14 protein-coding genes and 1 other RNA gene are annotated in these 15,249 nt (G+C 66.2%); 12 read left to right on the forward strand and 3 right to left on the reverse strand.

All coding sequences use genetic code 11. The annotated features are described in order from the left end of the window. Positions 1 to 207: 207 nt before the first annotated feature. The 3 genes from ffs to QWY79_RS00145 all read left to right on the forward strand — a co-directional run bounded on the left by ffs (position 208) and on the right by QWY79_RS00145 (position 2,402). An RNA gene (gene ffs / locus QWY79_RS00135) (signal recognition particle sRNA small type) lies at positions 208 to 304 on the forward strand. A 255-nt stretch (positions 305 to 559) separates the two neighbouring features. Further along, entirely contained in the window at positions 560 to 1,285 is a 726-nt protein-coding gene (locus QWY79_RS00140; RefSeq protein ID WP_290268677.1) for a tellurite resistance TerB family protein, read from the forward strand. A gap of 70 nt (positions 1,286 to 1,355) precedes the next feature. Further along, positions 1,356 to 2,402, forward strand: coding sequence for a histone deacetylase family protein (locus QWY79_RS00145; RefSeq protein WP_290268679.1), 1,047 nt, complete (start codon positions 1,356 to 1,358; stop codon positions 2,400 to 2,402). Between the two features lie 10 nt (positions 2,403 to 2,412). Here QWY79_RS00145 and QWY79_RS00150 read toward each other — a convergent pair whose 3' ends face one another. Both QWY79_RS00150 and QWY79_RS00155 read right to left on the reverse strand, forming a co-directional pair. Continuing rightward, positions 2,413 to 3,129, reverse strand: coding sequence for an SDR family NAD(P)-dependent oxidoreductase (locus tag QWY79_RS00150; RefSeq protein WP_290268681.1), 717 nt, complete (start codon positions 3,127 to 3,129; stop codon positions 2,413 to 2,415). 98 nt (positions 3,130 to 3,227) lie between these two features. After that, positions 3,228 to 4,259 carry a sodium:calcium antiporter gene (locus QWY79_RS00155; protein ID WP_290268683.1) on the reverse strand — a complete coding sequence of 344 codons (1,032 nt, stop codon included), beginning with the start codon at positions 4,257 to 4,259 and terminating at the stop codon, positions 3,228 to 3,230. A gap of 234 nt (positions 4,260 to 4,493) precedes the next feature. Between QWY79_RS00155 and dnaX the strand changes: the two genes are divergently transcribed. The 9 genes from dnaX to modC all read left to right on the forward strand — a co-directional run bounded on the left by dnaX (position 4,494) and on the right by modC (position 12,854). Beyond that, entirely contained in the window at positions 4,494 to 6,611 is a 2,118-nt protein-coding gene (dnaX, locus tag QWY79_RS00160; protein ID WP_290268685.1) for a DNA polymerase III subunit gamma/tau, read from the forward strand. A 116-nt stretch (positions 6,612 to 6,727) separates the two neighbouring features. Further along, positions 6,728 to 7,054, forward strand: coding sequence for a YbaB/EbfC family nucleoid-associated protein (locus tag QWY79_RS00165; RefSeq protein ID WP_141317893.1), 327 nt, complete (start codon positions 6,728 to 6,730; stop codon positions 7,052 to 7,054). A gap of 354 nt (positions 7,055 to 7,408) precedes the next feature. Further along, complete coding sequence (recR, locus tag QWY79_RS00170; RefSeq protein ID WP_290268691.1) at positions 7,409 to 8,014, forward strand: recombination mediator RecR; 606 nt, start codon at positions 7,409 to 7,411, stop codon at positions 8,012 to 8,014. Positions 8,015 to 8,039: 25 nt separating this feature from the next. Continuing rightward, the gene (gene rnd, locus QWY79_RS00175; RefSeq protein ID WP_290268693.1) at positions 8,040 to 9,173 is read left to right on the forward strand and encodes a ribonuclease D; all 1,134 of its coding nucleotides are present in this window, start codon (positions 8,040 to 8,042) and stop codon (positions 9,171 to 9,173) included. Then, a complete protein-coding gene (locus tag QWY79_RS00180; RefSeq protein WP_290268695.1) occupies positions 9,170 to 9,472 on the forward strand; it encodes a YcgL domain-containing protein in 303 nt (100 codons plus the stop codon). The genes rnd and QWY79_RS00180 overlap by 4 nt, the downstream gene beginning before the upstream one ends. A 226-nt stretch (positions 9,473 to 9,698) precedes the next feature. After that, a complete protein-coding gene (locus QWY79_RS00185; protein ID WP_290268697.1) occupies positions 9,699 to 10,145 on the forward strand; it encodes a YcgN family cysteine cluster protein in 447 nt (148 codons plus the stop codon). 7 nt (positions 10,146 to 10,152) lie between these two features. Beyond that, a complete protein-coding gene (modA, locus tag QWY79_RS00190) occupies positions 10,153 to 10,920 on the forward strand; it encodes a molybdate ABC transporter substrate-binding protein (RefSeq protein ID WP_290268699.1) in 768 nt (255 codons plus the stop codon). Positions 10,921 to 11,076: 156 nt separating this feature from the next. Beyond that, on the forward strand, positions 11,077 to 11,772 hold the full coding sequence (modB, locus tag QWY79_RS00195) for a molybdate ABC transporter permease subunit (RefSeq protein WP_141317905.1): 696 nt from the start codon (positions 11,077 to 11,079) through the stop codon (positions 11,770 to 11,772). Further along, complete coding sequence (gene modC / locus QWY79_RS00200; protein WP_353960349.1) at positions 11,769 to 12,854, forward strand: molybdenum ABC transporter ATP-binding protein; 1,086 nt, start codon at positions 11,769 to 11,771, stop codon at positions 12,852 to 12,854. Before modB ends, modC begins: the two co-directional genes overlap by 4 nt. Positions 12,855 to 13,070: 216 nt before the next feature. On the opposite strand, the gene QWY79_RS00205 is transcribed toward modC, so the two are convergent. After that, complete coding sequence (locus QWY79_RS00205; RefSeq protein WP_290268702.1) at positions 13,071 to 15,155, reverse strand: S9 family peptidase; 2,085 nt, start codon at positions 15,153 to 15,155, stop codon at positions 13,071 to 13,073. Positions 15,156 to 15,249 lie beyond the last annotated feature (94 nt).

Consider the following 15,249-nt stretch of genomic DNA (forward strand, 5'->3'; position numbering starts at 1 on the left):
ACAAAGCGATGCCGTCTCTGCGGCGGGTACTTGCCAATATTCAGCATAGTGTGTTCGGAGCGGAAAGACCGCCGAAGCCGTCAACGCAGCGATTTCTGCCGCCGATGGCTTGCCCGCGGGCACCACGCTTGTTATATTGCGCACCGCTCGACGCGCCCTGAAGGAAGCTCGAGTTCGGCATCAACAATCTGTCGTCTGTGGTGGCCCCGTCGGTCCTCCCGCAACGCGAAATCGCAAACCCCGCCAGGCCCGGAAGGGAGCAACGGTAGTGATGGAGGCGTGTGCCGGGATGTGGCTGTCGGGGCTGCCTCCATTTCAGCTCCCTGTTTGCTTCGACCCGCTAGCCGCCATGGCCTGTTGTGGCCCCCTTGGCCCTCTGTGTCCCCCCGCTTTTTTGGCCCACGCTTCTGCTGCCGCTAGTCCAATACTGCCCGTCTGATGCGACTTTCGTGCATGCCGATGGCAGTCGCAGTGTCGATGCGTCATGCTCGCTCCATCAATGAAACGAAACCCGCGGTTCGGCATCCAAGGCGAGAGCCAATCCGTGATGGAGGATGCGATGAACGCCCAGTTTATTCTCAAGCAGTTGATGAAGCAGGCCGGCAGCGGTTCCAGCTCCCGGTCGTCCGGCGGCAATGACCTCAAGGGCATGGTCGACAGCCTGTCGTCTCAATTGAGTGGCAGCGGCAGTGGTAGTGGCAAGAGTGGCGGCCAGTCCGGCGGCTTCGACCCCAAGCAGCTGCTGGGCGGTGGGGCCCTGGGCATGCTGGTGGGTTCCAAGCGCGGCCGCAAGATGGGCGGCAAGGCGCTCAAGTATGGCGCCATCGCCGGGGTCGGCATGCTGGCCTGGAAGGCCTGGCAGAATTCCCGGGGTGGTGCCGGCGGTGACGAAGCCCGCGAGGGCAAGCCGGTGGAGCAGCTCGAGGCCAACCAGCAGGAGGAGCGCAGCCTGGAGCTGCTTCAGGCGATGATCATGGCCGCCCGGGCCGATGGCCACATCGATGAACAGGAACGCGCCATGCTGGCCGAGCAGATCGACGAGCTGGGTGCCGACGACGAGCTGCACCAGTGGGTCGAGCAGCAACTGCAGGCGCCGCTGGATGCCGCTGCCCTGGCGCAGCAGGCCGATTCGCCGCAGGCCGCTCGCGAGATGTATCTGGTCAGCGTCGCCATCATCGACGACCAGAACGCCATGGAGCGGGCCTGGCTCGATCAGCTGGCCACGGCGCTGGAGCTCGACGATGCGCTCAAGCAGGAGCTCGAGCAGCAGGCGGTCGCTTCCTGAATTCCCTCGGTGACGCTATCCTGTGGGGCTTTGTGAGCCGATGAATCAGCCCTGAAGGACGCCTGCCCCGATGTTGACCTTTCACACCGTCGCCACCCAGCTGCGCCGGGCGCGCACCGAGCTGGATGGCGGCGTTCTTGTTGCCCCGTACGAATGCCCCGAGCGGGTCGATCTGGTGCTCAAGCGCATTCAGCAAGCCCGCCTGGGCGAGGTGCGCGAGCCGGAGGCTTTCGGTCTCGAGCCGGTGCTGGCCATTCATGACCCGGACTATGTGCAGTTTCTCGCCGAGTGCTGGGAGCAGTGGTGTGCCTTGGGGCGAAAGGGCGAGGCCATCGCCTGGATCTGGCCGACGCGCACCATGCCGGGGGATGTCATCCCGGATCATCTGGATGGCCGGCTCGGCCACTATGCGCTCTCGGCGGATACTTCGATCTGTGAAGGTACCTTCGAGGCCGCCCAGGCCAGCAAGGACATCGCGCTGTCCGCCGTGCGCCACAGCCTGACCACGGGCGAGCCGGCCTTCGGCCTGTGCCGGCCGCCCGGCCATCATGCCGCCAGCGATCAGTTCGGCGGTTACTGTTTCTTCAATAATGCCGGCGTGGCCGCCCAGTACGCCCTGGACAGCGGCAAGCACCGCGTGGCCATCCTCGATGTCGACTTTCACCACGGCAACGGCACCCAGCAGATCTTCTACGAGCGTGATGATGTCTTCTTCGCCTCGATACACGGCGATCCCCGCCATTGCTTCCCGTACTTTCTGGGGCATGCCAGTGAAGTCGGACACGGCAGGGGAGAGGGTTTCAACGCCAACTATCCGCTGGCACCGGGCAGTGCGTTCGATGTCTGGGTGCAGGCGCTCGATGATGCCCTGGCGCGCCTCCGCGCGGCGGAGTGTGAACTGCTGATCGTCTCGCTGGGCGTGGATGCCTTCGAAGATGACCCGATCAGCGAGTTCAAGCTGACCAGCGACGACTTCAGCGAGATGGGCCGTCGCCTGGCCGGCCTGGGCGTGCCGACCACCTTCCTGATGGAAGGCGGCTATGCCGTGGAGGCGATCGGCACCAATGTCGTCAATGTCCTGCAGGGATTCGAGGAGGCCAGCGCGACGCACCCCTGAGCCGGCGCCACTACCAGTCGATGGCTTGGCCGTCCCAGTCCAGAAAGCTCAGGGTGCGGTCCGCCTCCACGGTATCGAGGATATCCAGCAGCCGCGACGCCACGAAGTCCGGGGTGAACAGCTTGCCCTTCGGCACCTTGGCCTGGAAGGGCTTGCTGAGCGGGGTGTCGGTGGTGCCGGGATGAAAGGCCACCAGCTTCACACCCTTGGCGATGCGGGCGTATTCCACCGCCGCGGTTTTCAGCAGCATGTTCAGTGCCGCCTTGCTGGCGCGATAGCTGTACCAGCCGCCCAGACGGTTGTCGCCGATGCTGCCGATACGCGCACTGAACACCGCGATGCGGGTATCGTGCTTTTTCAGCAGCGGCAGCAGCGAGCGCAGCCAGAGGGCGGGGATCAGGGCGTTGCTGTCCATGAGCTGGTGAAAGCTCTCCACCTGCAGGTCGTCGAGCTTTTTCTCGACGTCGATGCTCTCGCTGTGCAGCCGGCCATTGCAGATCAGTACGCGGTCGATCGGGGCATCGGCAATCCGCTCGGCCAGCTGGTCGACCTGGGCCTCGATGTCGGCCGCCTCATGGCGGCACTGCCACCAGCTGAGTCGTTCATCGGACAGGGAAACGGGCCGCGGGCGCTGGCTGATGGCATGCACCGTCTGGCCGCGTTCCAGCAGTCGCTGGATGGCAGCCCGGGCAATCGCGCTGGAAGCGCCGATGACGATACTGGTCATGAGTGTTCCTCTTACCCACGAGATGGATGGCGGGGCGCGCAGCCGCCGCCGAGCAAGCGAGACGTTACCACCCGGCGTCCCGAAGCCGGTGAGGCCCATCAGGCCGGTGGTAGATGGGGCACCCAGTCCAGGGCGCCGAAGCTCTCGGCCGAGATCCAGATGATGAAGGCGACATAAAGCATCAACAGGACGCCGCACTCCGGTTTCGAGAGCACCATCCTGGTGCGCATCATCAGAAACAGCGCCACGGTGGCGGCGGTCAGCGCCCCCATCATGGGCGCGGCCACCGAGAAGTTGACCATGGCGCCGCCGGCGATCAGTACCCCGGCGGGGATGCAGATCAGCAGGTCAAAGGTATTGCTGCCCAGCACATTCGCAATGCTGGTGATGCCGCGCCCCTGACGCGCCGCGCGAATCGATACGAAAGCATCGGGAATCGAGGTGCCGGCCGCCACCACGGTAATGCCCCACAGGAAGCTCGGTGTGCCGAAGATCTCGCCGAAGTTGATGGCGGCCTGCACCAGGGCCTCGACCCCCACCACGATCACCAACAGCGACAGTCCCAGACGCAGCCACTCGCGCCCGGGCCGAATGTCGTCGGCCACCACATCGGACTCGTGCTCCAGGGTGTCCTGGTACTGCACGAACAGATAGAGGCCATACAGGGCGATGGGAATCAGCGCCAGCAGGGGCGTTATCTCGCCAGTGATGATCCCGCCGTCGGTCTCGCCCGGGTAATAGATCGCCGCGAAGGCGAAGGTCAGGGTCAGCACCGCCACGGCGATCATGTAGAACTGGGCTTCCTTGTAGACCAGGTCACGATTGGCGGTCAGCGCATGTTGGCTGGCCAGGCCGGACAGCGCCGGGATCACCAGGATGTTGAACAGTGCCGAGCCGACGATGGCCGCCACGCCCAGCTCGAACTCGCCGTGAATCAGTGTCGAGATCACCGTGGTGGAGAGCTCTGGAAAGCTCGAGCCGACGGCCACCACGATGGCGCCCTGGACGATGTCGGGCAGTCGGTAATAGGCGGCCAGTCGCTCGCTGGCGCGTTCGAGCAGGCCGCTGCCCCACCAGATGACGGCCGTACCGGCCAGGGCAGCGAGGGTCCAGAGCAGTAGTGGTGGCATGACAGCGATCCTTGCGTGGGCGAGGGGGGGGGCAGATGCTCCAAGCGACAGAGCTGGCCCGACGGTAGCAAACAACCGTTATCTTTTCTTGCCTCGACATAGCATGCTGGCATGATGCTTTGCGCCCCGGTCGCCACCCGGTAGAATGCAGTAACTTTCTCAAGATTCGCCGTGGCCGGCGGGTCAGATCTTATTTGGCTGTGAGCCAGCCTCGCTGCAAGGATTCCGAGCCGCATGAGCTATCAGGTACTGGCCCGCAAGTGGCGGCCGCGCACCTTTCATGAACTGGTCGGGCAGGAGCATGTGCAACGTGCCCTGGTCAACGCGCTGGATCAGGGGCGGCTGCACCATGCCTATCTGTTCACCGGCACGCGCGGCGTGGGCAAGACCACCCTGGCGCGTATCCTGGCCAAGTGCCTGAACTGTACGGCGGGCGGGCCGGGCGACGAGGCGGTGACCTCGCAGCCGTGTGGCGAGTGCTCGAATTGCCAGGCCATCGACGAGGGTCGCTTCGTCGATCTGCTCGAGGTCGATGCGGCCTCGCGCACCAAGGTCGAGGATACCCGCGAGCTGCTCGACAATGTGCAGTACGCGCCGACCCAGGGGCGCTACAAGGTGTACCTCATCGACGAGGTGCACATGCTCTCCACCAGCAGTTTCAATGCGCTGCTCAAGACGCTGGAAGAGCCGCCGCCGCATGTGAAGTTCCTGCTGGCCACCACCGATCCGCAGAAGCTGCCGCCCACGGTGCTGTCGCGCTGCCTGCAGTTCACCCTCAAGCACATGCCCCCCGAGCGCATCGTCGGCCACCTTTCCATGGTGCTCGAGGCCGAAAGCGTTTCCTTCGAGGAGAGCGCTCTGTGGCTGCTGGGCAAGGCGGCGGAAGGCTCGATGCGCGATGCCATGAGCCTGACCGATCAGGCGATTGCCTTCGGCCAGGGCGAGATTCGTCACGCCGATGTGGCGGCCATGCTGGGTACCCTGGACCATCGCCATGTGCTGGCGCTGATCGAGGCGCTGGCCGAGGCGGATGCCGCCCGGCTGTTGGCCGAGGTCGCGGCCCTGGCCGAACAGGGGCCGGATTTTGCCGCCGTGCTGGATGACGTGACCGGTATCCTGCATCGGTTGGCGATTGCCCAGATGGTGCCGGATGCCGTGGATAACGGCCATGGCGATCGCGATGACCTGCTGGCACTGGCGGCGCGCTTTACCGCCGAGGATATTCAGCTGTATTACCAGATCGGCGTGCAGGGACGCGGCGACATGGGCCATGCGCCGGATCTGCGCACTGCTCTGGAGATGACGCTGCTGCGCATGCTGGCCTTCCGCCCGCAGGGCGTGCCCAAGCCGGCGCAGACGCCCTTGCCGATGCGCGGCGAGGGGGGCAGTGGCTCGCATGGTGCGCCGTCCACTGGCGGCGAGACGGCGCCGGCCAGCGGCGCTTCAGGCGGCGAGACGCCTGCCGAGGCGCAGCCGTCGTCGGCACCCGAGCCGCAGATGTCGTCGTCACCTTCATCCACTACGGAGCCTGAGCCCGAGGCCGAGGGCACGCCGGAGCCGGAAGCCTCCAGTGCTCCGGCCGAGGCTGATGCCGAACCCGCTCAGCCTGCGACCACGCCGCCCTGGGAGGATCTGCCGGAGGAGGCGAGCGCGGAGGACGCGGTGGAAAGCGGCATGGCGGCCGCTGATGAAGCGCCGGACGCCGGACCGCCGCTGGAACCGAGCGATGCCCCGGCGGCGCTGGACGATACTCAACCGGCAGTCGAGCCTGACGCCGATCCCGCACCCGTGGCGGATGCGGCGGGGGAAGCGGCGCCCGAGCCGGTGGCCGGCCTCGCTGACGAGCCCCAGTCCCAGCCGGCCAGCGCGGTGGAGCCCGAGGAAGCGGCGCTCGCCGATGCTGCGCCCGCGGACGAAGAGCCCGCCTCCGTGGAGGCTTCCGGCAGCCGGCTGACGCATGAGGACTGGCTGGCACGCTTCGATGCCCTGGGGCTTTCCGGGTTGACGCGCAACCTGGCAGCGCATTGCATGGTCGAAAACGATGACGGCGAGACGCTGCAGTTACGCCTGGACCCGAGCCAGGCAGCGATGCAGGCCGAGGTGCATGTCGAGCGGATTCGCGAGGCACTGGCCGCGGCGGGCTTCGAGCGTCGCCTGGAAATCGCCGATGGCGAACTGGCCGCGGGCAGCGAGACTCCCAAGCAGCAGGCCGATCGCCTGGCGGCCGAGCGTCATGGCGAGGCGGTTGAAGCCTTGCGCGCCGACCCCCATGTCAAGAAATTGGAGCAGGCATTCGGTGCCCAGCTGATCGAGGCATCGGTCAAGCCGGTCACGGAGCCTGCCCGCCGCTGAAACAGGCCCTGTTCAGGCAGAGCAGGTGCTCCGCTGCAGGGAAGGGCGACAGATTACCTGGCGGCGCCGGCCCCACCGGCCGACGACGCCACCATTTGAACGATGAGGATACCGCCATGATGAAGGGTGGAATGGACGGCCTGATGAAGCAGGCCCAGGAAATGCAGGAAAAGATGCAGCAGGCCCAGGAAGAAGTGGCCAAGGCCGAGGTCCAGGGCGAAGCCGGTGCCGGCATGATCAAGGTGACCATGAACGGTCGTCATGATGTCATTTCGGTGGATATCGACCCGAGTGTCATGCAGGAAGACAAGGAGTTGCTCGAGGACCTGCTGGCGGCCGCCGTCAATGACGCGGTGCGCAAGGTCGAGACCAGTTCCAAGGAGATGATGGAAGAGGCGACGTCGGGGATGAATTTGCCGCCAGGTTTCAAGATGCCCTTCTGAGGAAACACTGTCTAAATGCCTGCGCGTGCAAATCGCTGCGTTGTGCGGTGCTCGAAAACTCGCCTAACTATATGTTATGCCTCGTTTTCTGTGCTCCTACGCCTTGCGCTTTACGCTGCTCGGCTATTTATACAGCGCTCCCTTGGGCTTGCAAAGGGTTGAGCCCATCATCCTTGTGATGCGGGTGTGGCATATCCTGTAAAACCTGATGTGGCTGTCAGCACACCATGAACGTGCAGGCCTGACGGTGGCGCGTCATCCGACGAGAGGCGCCGGGTCAGGTGCGTGCCAGCACGAGCCCGCCTCGGATTGTATCGCGGGTCAGGCGCTTTTCTACTGGGAACTGGGCAATACATGAGCTTTTCTCCACTGGTCGAGCGGTTGATGGAGTCATTCCGGGTGTTGCCCGGGGTGGGGCCCAAGACCGCGCAACGCATGACCATGCATCTGCTCGAACGCGACCGCGAGGGTGGCCAGCGTCTGGCCGAGGTGCTGGGCGAGGCCCTGGAGCGGGTCGGTTATTGCCAACGCTGCCGTACCCTGACCGAAGAGACCACCTGCGGGCTGTGTGCCAGCACCCGCCGAGACGACAGCGTGCTGTGCGTGGTGGAGTCGCCGGCCGACCTGCTGGCCATCGAGGAAGCGCGTGGCTATCAGGGACGCTACTTCGTGCTGCATGGCCATCTGTCGCCGCTGGATGGCGTGGGGCCCGAGGATATCGGCCTCGATCTTCTCGACGGACGCGTGGCCGAAGAGGGTGTCGAGGAAGTGATCCTGGCCACCAATCCAACGGTGGAGGGCGAGGCCACCGCGCACTATATTGCCTCGCAGCTGGGACCGCGCGGCGTGAAGCTGTCGCGCCTGGCCTATGGCGTACCCATGGGCGGCGAGCTGGAATACGTCGATGGTGGTACCCTGAGCCGCGCTTTCAATGGTCGCTTGCCGTTCGAGAGCGAGTGATCCCACTTTTCCACCGGACCCTTGCATGCCCCTGACCCCCGAAATTCGCTGGATCGATACGCCCGAGGCCCTGGATGCGGCCTGTGCCGAGGTGGCCCAGGCCGATGTCATCGCGCTGGATACCGAGTTCTTCCGTGAACGGACCTTCTATCCCGTACCGGCCCTGATACAGTTCTGTGCCGGCGATACGGCCTATCTGGTCGATCCGACGGTGCTGTCGTGCACCGAGACGTTTCGCCAGCTGCTGGGCGAAGGGCCGCTCAAGCTGCTGCATGCCTCCAGCGAGGACCTCGAGGTGTTCGCCCTGTGGTCGGGCGTGACCATCGCGCCGCTGGTCGATACGCAGATTGCCCAGGCGCTGATCGGCGAAGTGCCGTCCATGGGCTATCAGAAGCTGGTGGAGTTCTGGATCGGCGAGACCCTGCCCAAGGACGAGACGCGTTCCAACTGGCTGGAACGTCCGCTCAGCGAGACGCAGAAGACCTATGCGGCGCTGGATGTGATCTATCTGGTCGCGGTGTGGCGGGCCCAGCGGGAATCGCTGCTGCGGCATGGGCGCCTGGACTGGCTCGAGGAAGAGTGTCAGCAGCTGGCCGAGCAGGCGAGCCGCGACACCCAGAGTGATGGCCAGTGGTACCTGCGGCAGCGTCAGCTGTGGCGGCTGGCGGCGCGCCAGGTCGAGGCCTATCGGCGCCTGACCATCTGGCGCGAGGGAGAAGTACGGCGTCGCGATCTGCCGCGTGGCTGGCTGGCCAGCGACAAGCTGCTCTACGCCATCGCCGAGCGCATGCCGGACAATCGCTATGAGCTGGCTGAGGTGGAGGGCGTCAAACCGCCGCTGGTCAAGCGCGAGGGGGATACCCTGCTGCGCCTGGTGCGCGAGGCGAAGCACCTCGATGAGGCCGATCTGCCGACGCCGCCCTGGTCGCCGATGGACGCGGCCTTCAAGAAGCGCCTCAAGTCCCTCAAGAAGGTGGTCACCGACGAAGCCGAGAGCCTGGGCGTGGCGCCGGAACTCTTGCTGCGGCGGCGCGACATGGAGGCGCTGGTTGGAGCCGCCTTGCGTGGCGAGCACCTGCCTCTGCCCGGCGGCTGGCGCGGCGAACGCCTCGCCGAACGGCTCGCGAATGTTCTCAACGAATCCCCGGTAACCTCATGAGCTACCTGAACGGCAAGCTGCTGTGTGACGTCTTCAAGAGTCCCTTCAAGGACGGCATGTATCTGTTCGTCGACAAGCGCCAGGGGCTCGACGAGGTTCCCGAGGCCCTGCTGGAGCGCTTCGGTGAACCAGTGTCGGCCATGACCCTGCTGCTGACGCCGGAGAAGTCACTGGCGAGGACCACGGGGGCGGCGATCATGGCGGCCATCGAGGAGAAGGGCTATTACCTGCAGATGCCCCCGGCCAAGGAGGAGTATCTGCTGGACCTGTATCGCACCCCGACGGAGGGGAAGTATTGAGTAAGCTGGAAGCAGAATGAGGGAAGAAGGAAGAGGGAAGAGGGACGTAGCTGTAAGCGGTAAGCGGTAAGTCAAGGGCAACCCCCCCGTTGAACTCAGGGCGACGGGGACCAAACGAAGCGAGGGTCATCTGCCATGGATGGCAGATGTAGCGCCCACGGAAGGGTTTACAGCGCCCTCGCGAAGATTGGTCGCCGGCAGGCCCTCTTTGATTGGCCGGATTTTCATGAGAGAGCGTTTCTGGGAGCGTTTCCCGCTGGATGAGTTGACCGGTGAGGAGTGGGAGGCGCTGTGTGATGGTTGCGGGCAGTGCTGCCTGGTCAAGTTGCAGGATGATGATGGCGATCTGGCGGTGCTCAATGTGGCCTGCGAGTTGCTGGATATCGGTAGCTGCCGTTGCAGTGACTACGAGAACCGCTTCGCGCGGGTGCCGGACTGCCAGCAGCTGACGCCGGAGCGTGTCGAGGAGTTCAAGTGGCTGCCGGGCTCCTGCGCCTATCGTCGTCTGGCGGAGGGGCGCAAGCTGGCCGGTTGGCATCCCTTGATTTCGGGCGATCCGCAGCGCGTGCATCGCAAGGGCATCAGCGTGCGCAGCTTTGCCGTCTCCCAGCAGGGCATTCCGGACGAGGAACTCGAGGACCATATCATTGCCATTATTCCCGTCGAGGATTGAGACCGGCGTGCGGCGGCTGCGCCGGGGGCTCTGCGGGGGCGTGCTGGCACTGCTGACGTGTCTGCCCGCGTTCGCCGTGGCCGGGGAGCGGGTCGAGCTCTTTGCGGCGGCCTCGATGACCGATGCCATCGACGCGGCCGTGGCCCGCTTCGAGGCCTCCCATGAAGTGGACGTGGTGCCGGTGTATGCCGCGTCTTCCACCCTGGCGCGGCAGATCGCTCATGGCGCGCCGGCCGAGGTGTATATCTCGGCGAACGTCAAGTGGATGGACTGGCTGGGCGAGCAGGACGTGAGCCTGACCCGGCGGGCCGATCTGGTACATAACCGCCTGGCGCTGATTGCAGCGCAGGACTCGCCGCTGGATGATGTGGCGCCGGGCGAGGGTGACTCGCTGGCCGAGCGGCTGGCAGACGGCGAGCGCCTGGCCGTCGGCGACCCGGCCCATGTGCCGGCCGGTATCTATGCCCGTCAGGCATTGCAGTCACTGGGCGAATGGCAGGCCCTGGCACCGTGCCTGGCCCGCGCCGACAATGTGCGTGCCGCCCTGGCGCTGGTCGCCCGCGGTGAAGCCCCGCTGGGCGTGGTCTACCGCACCGACGCCCTGGCCAGCGACGCCGTCCGCTCGCTGGGCCTGTTCCCCGAATCGTCCCATCCGCCCATCACCTACCCGATCGCCACCATCGGCGCAGACCCGTCGCCGGCGGCACTGGAACTGCGAAGCTGGTTGGAGAGTGATGAAGCGATGGAGATATTCAAGGCGCAAGGCTTCCGCTGAAGAAGGAAGAAGGAAGAAGGAAGAAGCCAGGCTAGTCTCGGAATTGTGGTTTCAAGGGTTTTCTTCCCTCTTCAAGCGGCGCGAGCCGCGTTCTTGTCTCTTCCAGGCGCGGAAGCACCGTTCTTACCTCCCACCTAGCTCCGTTCGAGGACCCCCATGCTGACCGATGCTGAAATCGAGGCGATTCTGATCAGTCTTCAGGTGGCGGGTGTCGCGCTGGCGTGGATTCTGATTCCCGGGATTGGCGTGGCGTGGTTGATGGCGCGGCGGGAGTTTCCCGGCAAGGCGTTGCTGGATGGCTTGTTGCATCTGCCGCTGGTGTTGCCGCCGGTGGTGGTGGGCTATCTGCTGTTGCTGACGCTGGGCAGTCAGGGCGTGGTGGGGCAGTGGTTGAACGCGGCCTGGGGCGTGAGTCTGCCGTTTACCTGGCAGGGGGCGGCGGTGGCCGGTGGCGTGATGGCCTTTCCGTTGCTGGTGCGGGCCGTGCGGCTTTCCCTGGAGGCGGTGGATCCGCGTCTTGAGGCCGCGGCCAGTACCCTGGGTGCCGGGCGCTGGCGGGTGTTTGTGACCATCACGCTGCCGTTGACCCTGCCGGGCCTGCTGACCGGCGGAGTGCTGGCCTTCGCCCGGGCGCTCTCGGAGTTCGGGGCGACCATCACCTTCGCCTCGAACATCCCCGGGGAAACCCGAACCCTGCCGCTGGCGCTGTACTCGCTGATTCAGACACCCGGCGGCGAGGCGGCAGCGGCACGCCTGTGTGCCATTTCGGTGGTCATTGCCATGATTTCGCTGGTGGCGTCCGAGTGGCTGGCACGCCGGGCGCGGGCTCGACTGCAGGGGCGTGACGCATGAGCATGCTCGAGCTGGAGGTGCGTCAACGGCTGGGGGATTTCTCCCTGGAGGTCGGCCTGGCGGTCGAGGAGCCCGGTGTCACGGCGCTGTTCGGGCCCTCGGGCAGTGGCAAGACCAGCCTGTTGCGTCTGCTGGCCGGCCTGGACCGCCCCGAGCAGGGTCGTATCCGCTTGAACGGTGAGACCCTGGTGGACACGACACGGCGCACCTGGGTGCCGGCGCATCGGCGGCGCCTGGGCGTGGTCTTCCAGGAGGCGCGGCTGTTTCCTCACTATCGCGTGCGCGGCAACCTGACCTACGGCATGCCGCGGCATCTGGCGGGGCGCTTCGAGGCCGTGGTCGAGCTGCTGGGCATCGAGCCTCTGCTGGCGCGCTATCCGGCCACGCTTTCCGGTGGCGAGGCGCGCCGCGTGGCCATCGGTCGGGCGCTTTTGAGTGATCCGCGCATGCTGCTGCTGGACGAGCCGCTGACCGGCCTGGACGGCGCTCGCAAGGCGGAACTGCTGCGCTACATCCAGCGCCTGGCCGGTGAGGTCGAGGTGCCGATCCTCTACGTCAGCCATGAACCGGCGGAGCTGCTGGAGATTGCCGATACCCTGGTGTTGATGGAAGCGGGCAGGGTGCTGGCACAGGGGGAACTGGATGCTCTACTGCAGCGTTGCGACCTGAGCGAGGCGCTGGGCGGCTTCGATGCCGCGATGCGTCTGGAGGTCCGCGTGCAAGCCCACGACACGGCCTACGGGCTCACCCATCTGCGCCTGGACGATGGCCAGTCACTCAGCGTGCCGACCCTGCAGGCCGCGCCGGGGCAGCGGGTTCGGCTGCGTGTGCCGGTGCGCGACGTGGCCCTGGCCCTTTCGCCCAGCGCCGAGCTGAGTTACCGCAACCAGCTGGCCGCGGTCATCGACCAGGCCTGGGCACCCCCCGGCGACCCCACCACCATGGAACTGCGGCTGCGCCTCGGCGACCAGATGCTGCGCGCCCGCCTGACCCGCCACGCCTTCGACCAGCTCGGCCTGGTCGAAGGTCAGCACGTCACCGCACTGATTCGGAGTGTGGCGTTTGCACAGAGGGAGCTTTGAGCGGACGAGCTTCGAGAAACGAGCTGTGGAGTGCAAGCCGCGGGGTCCGAGTTGAAAACTTGACGCTTCAGGGCGCGGTGGCACTATCCAGCTCGCCGCTCGCCGCTCGCCGCTCGCCGCTCGCCGCTCGCCGCTCGCCGCTCGCCGCTCGCCGCTCGCCGCTCGCCGCTCGCCGCTCGCCGCTCGCCGCTCGCCGCTCGCCGCTCGCCGCTCGCCTCACGCCTTCCCCATCGCCCAGAGGATGAAGGCGTCTTCGCGGGCGTGGTCGCGCCAGGCCTTGAAGCGTCCGGAGGCGCCGCCGTGGCCGGCGTCCATGTCGGTGCGCAGCAGCGGGGGCGGGGTGCTCGCCGGGTCGGCGCGTTCGCTGAGGCGGGCGTAGAGCTTTGCCGGTTCCCAGTAGGAGACGCGGGTGTCGTGCCAGCCGCCCTGGATGAAGACCGGCGGCCAGGGGCGTTCGGGCAGGTTGTCGAGCGGTGAGTAGGCGGCGATGCGCTGGTAGACCTCGGGGTCGCGCGGATCGCCCCATTCGCTGTATTCGGCGGTGGTCAGCGGCAGCTCGGGGTTCTGCATGGTGCGCAGCACGTCGACGAAGGGCACGTCGAGCACGGCGGCGCAGAAACTGTCCGGGGCCAGGTTGAGGCTGGCGCCGACCAGCAGACCGCCGGCGCTGCCGCCGTGGGCGACGATGCGCCGGCCATCGCTGATGCCCTGTTCGACCAGGGCGTCGCGGGCGGCGATGAAGTCATGAAAGCTGTTGGTCTTGTGGGCCAGCTTGCCGGCCAGATACCAGGGCTCGCCACGCTCGCCGCCGCCGCGCACATGGGCCACGGCAAAGGCCACGCCACGCGCCAGCAGTTCCAGGCGGGCGGCCGAGAACCAGGCGTCCTGGACTTCGCCGTAGGCGCCATAGCCGTCGAGCAGGGTCGGCAGGGCAGTGCCCGCCAGGTCGGCGCGCATGACCACGGAGACCGGCACCCGCTCGCCATCATGGGAACTGGCCCAGAGGCGCCGGCAGGTGAGCTGCTCGGGCTGCAGGTTGCCATGTACCGGCAGGCGCTTGAGCAGGCGGCGTTCGCCGCTGTCCAGGTCCAGTGCGCTCCAGCTCGGCGGCCGGGTGAAGGATTCCTCGCGCAGGCGCAGTTCCCGGGTGTCGAAGTGCGGCGTGGCGTCCAGGCCCTGGCTGCAGGGCAGCTCGCCGAGGGGCAGCCATTCATCGCGCTGCACACCATGCTGGTCATCCAGCTCGATCACGCGCAGGCGTACCTGGGCCTCGTCATGATCGCGTTCACTGAGCACCAGGCCCCAGGTGAAGGCGTCGACGCCCTCCAGGGTGGTGTCATGACGGTGGTCGATAAGCCGTTCACCGTCGCTATCCGGCTGCGCTTCGTCGAGGCGCGTCAGGCAGAAGTGCGGGGCCTGACGATTGTGCAGCATGTAGAAGTGGCCGGGACGGTGGTCGATGGCGTATTCGACCCCGGCTTCCCGGGCGCGGAAACACCAGGCCGGCGTCTGCGGGGCGCTGGCGGGAACCAGGTGGGTCTCGCTGGTGTCCTTGGAGGCGGATTCGAGTACCAGCCACTGCCGCGAGCGGGTCTTGCCCATGCCCAGCCAGAACTCCGGGTCGTCCTCGCGCAGGATCAGCGAGGCGCTGCCGGCGCTCGGCACGGCGTCGAGTGTCAGCGGCAGTCGCCAGATGCTTTCCGGGCGCTGGGTGGCATCGAAGCGCGTGAACAGCAGTGTCGTGCCATCTTCCGCCCAGCACAGCTCCGGGCCGATATCCTCGAGCAGTCGAGCCGGCTCGCCATCCGGCAGGGCTTTCAGCCACAGGCTGAAGACCTCGTCTCCCGTGGTGTCTTCCGTCCAGGCCAGCCAGGCCTCGTCCGGGGACAGGGCCATGTCGCCGACCTCGAAGAAAACCCGGTCGGCGGCGCGGGCCTGGGTGTCGAAGAAGGCTTCGCTGGCCTCGGGGTCACCATTGGGGTGACGCCACCACACCGGGTGGTCGGCATCGGCGGCTGTTTCGTGCCACAGCGTGAAATGGTCGAGCGGCACCGGCAGGCTGCGTTCGGCCAGTTCGCGGCGTGCCAGGTGACCCTGGTAAAGCGCTTCGGTAAGTGGCTCGAGAGGGGCGAACCAACGGCTGGACTCGTCATTGGCGGCCTCGAGAAAGGCCGTTACCTCAGGTTCGTCACGTGCTTCCAGCCAGTGCCAGGCCGGGTCGTCGGGGCGTCGGAAATGATCGATCGGGCGGCGGGACGGGCGCGAATCGGGGTTTTGGCCATGTGGCGGCTGTGCTTTCATGCTGCGGGATGTACCATAAACGGAGTAAATTCAATAAGGAAAACACTGAATTAATGCCTGTGCATGCGAATCGCTGCGTTATTCGGTGCTCGAA

Source organism: Halomonas sabkhae (genome assembly GCF_030409265.1).
Lineage (GTDB): Bacteria > Pseudomonadota > Gammaproteobacteria > Pseudomonadales > Halomonadaceae > Halomonas > Halomonas halmophila.

Excerpts from the sequence above, each read along its gene's own strand:
- QWY79_RS00205 (WP_290268702.1), bottom strand. The coding sequence starts at position 15,155 with ATGAAAGCACAGCCGCCACATGGCCAAAACCCCGATTCGCGCCCGTCC.
- QWY79_RS00185 (WP_290268697.1), top strand. The coding sequence starts at position 9,699 with ATGAGAGAGCGTTTCTGGGAGCGTTTCCCGCTGGATGAGTTGACCGGT.
- QWY79_RS00140 (WP_290268677.1), top strand. The coding sequence starts at position 560 with ATGAACGCCCAGTTTATTCTCAAGCAGTTGATGAAGCAGGCCGGCAGC.
- QWY79_RS00155 (WP_290268683.1), bottom strand. The coding sequence starts at position 4,259 with ATGCCACCACTACTGCTCTGGACCCTCGCTGCCCTGGCCGGTACGGCC.
- modC (WP_353960349.1), top strand. The coding sequence starts at position 11,769 with ATGAGCATGCTCGAGCTGGAGGTGCGTCAACGGCTGGGGGATTTCTCC.
- QWY79_RS00150 (WP_290268681.1), bottom strand. The coding sequence starts at position 3,129 with ATGACCAGTATCGTCATCGGCGCTTCCAGCGCGATTGCCCGGGCTGCC.
- dnaX (WP_290268685.1), top strand. The coding sequence starts at position 4,494 with ATGAGCTATCAGGTACTGGCCCGCAAGTGGCGGCCGCGCACCTTTCAT.
- recR (WP_290268691.1), top strand. The coding sequence starts at position 7,409 with ATGAGCTTTTCTCCACTGGTCGAGCGGTTGATGGAGTCATTCCGGGTG.
- QWY79_RS00145 (WP_290268679.1), top strand. The coding sequence starts at position 1,356 with ATGTTGACCTTTCACACCGTCGCCACCCAGCTGCGCCGGGCGCGCACC.
- QWY79_RS00180 (WP_290268695.1), top strand. The coding sequence starts at position 9,170 with ATGAGCTACCTGAACGGCAAGCTGCTGTGTGACGTCTTCAAGAGTCCC.
- QWY79_RS00165 (WP_141317893.1), top strand. The coding sequence starts at position 6,728 with ATGATGAAGGGTGGAATGGACGGCCTGATGAAGCAGGCCCAGGAAATG.
- rnd (WP_290268693.1), top strand. The coding sequence starts at position 8,040 with ATGCCCCTGACCCCCGAAATTCGCTGGATCGATACGCCCGAGGCCCTG.
- modB (WP_141317905.1), top strand. The coding sequence starts at position 11,077 with ATGCTGACCGATGCTGAAATCGAGGCGATTCTGATCAGTCTTCAGGTG.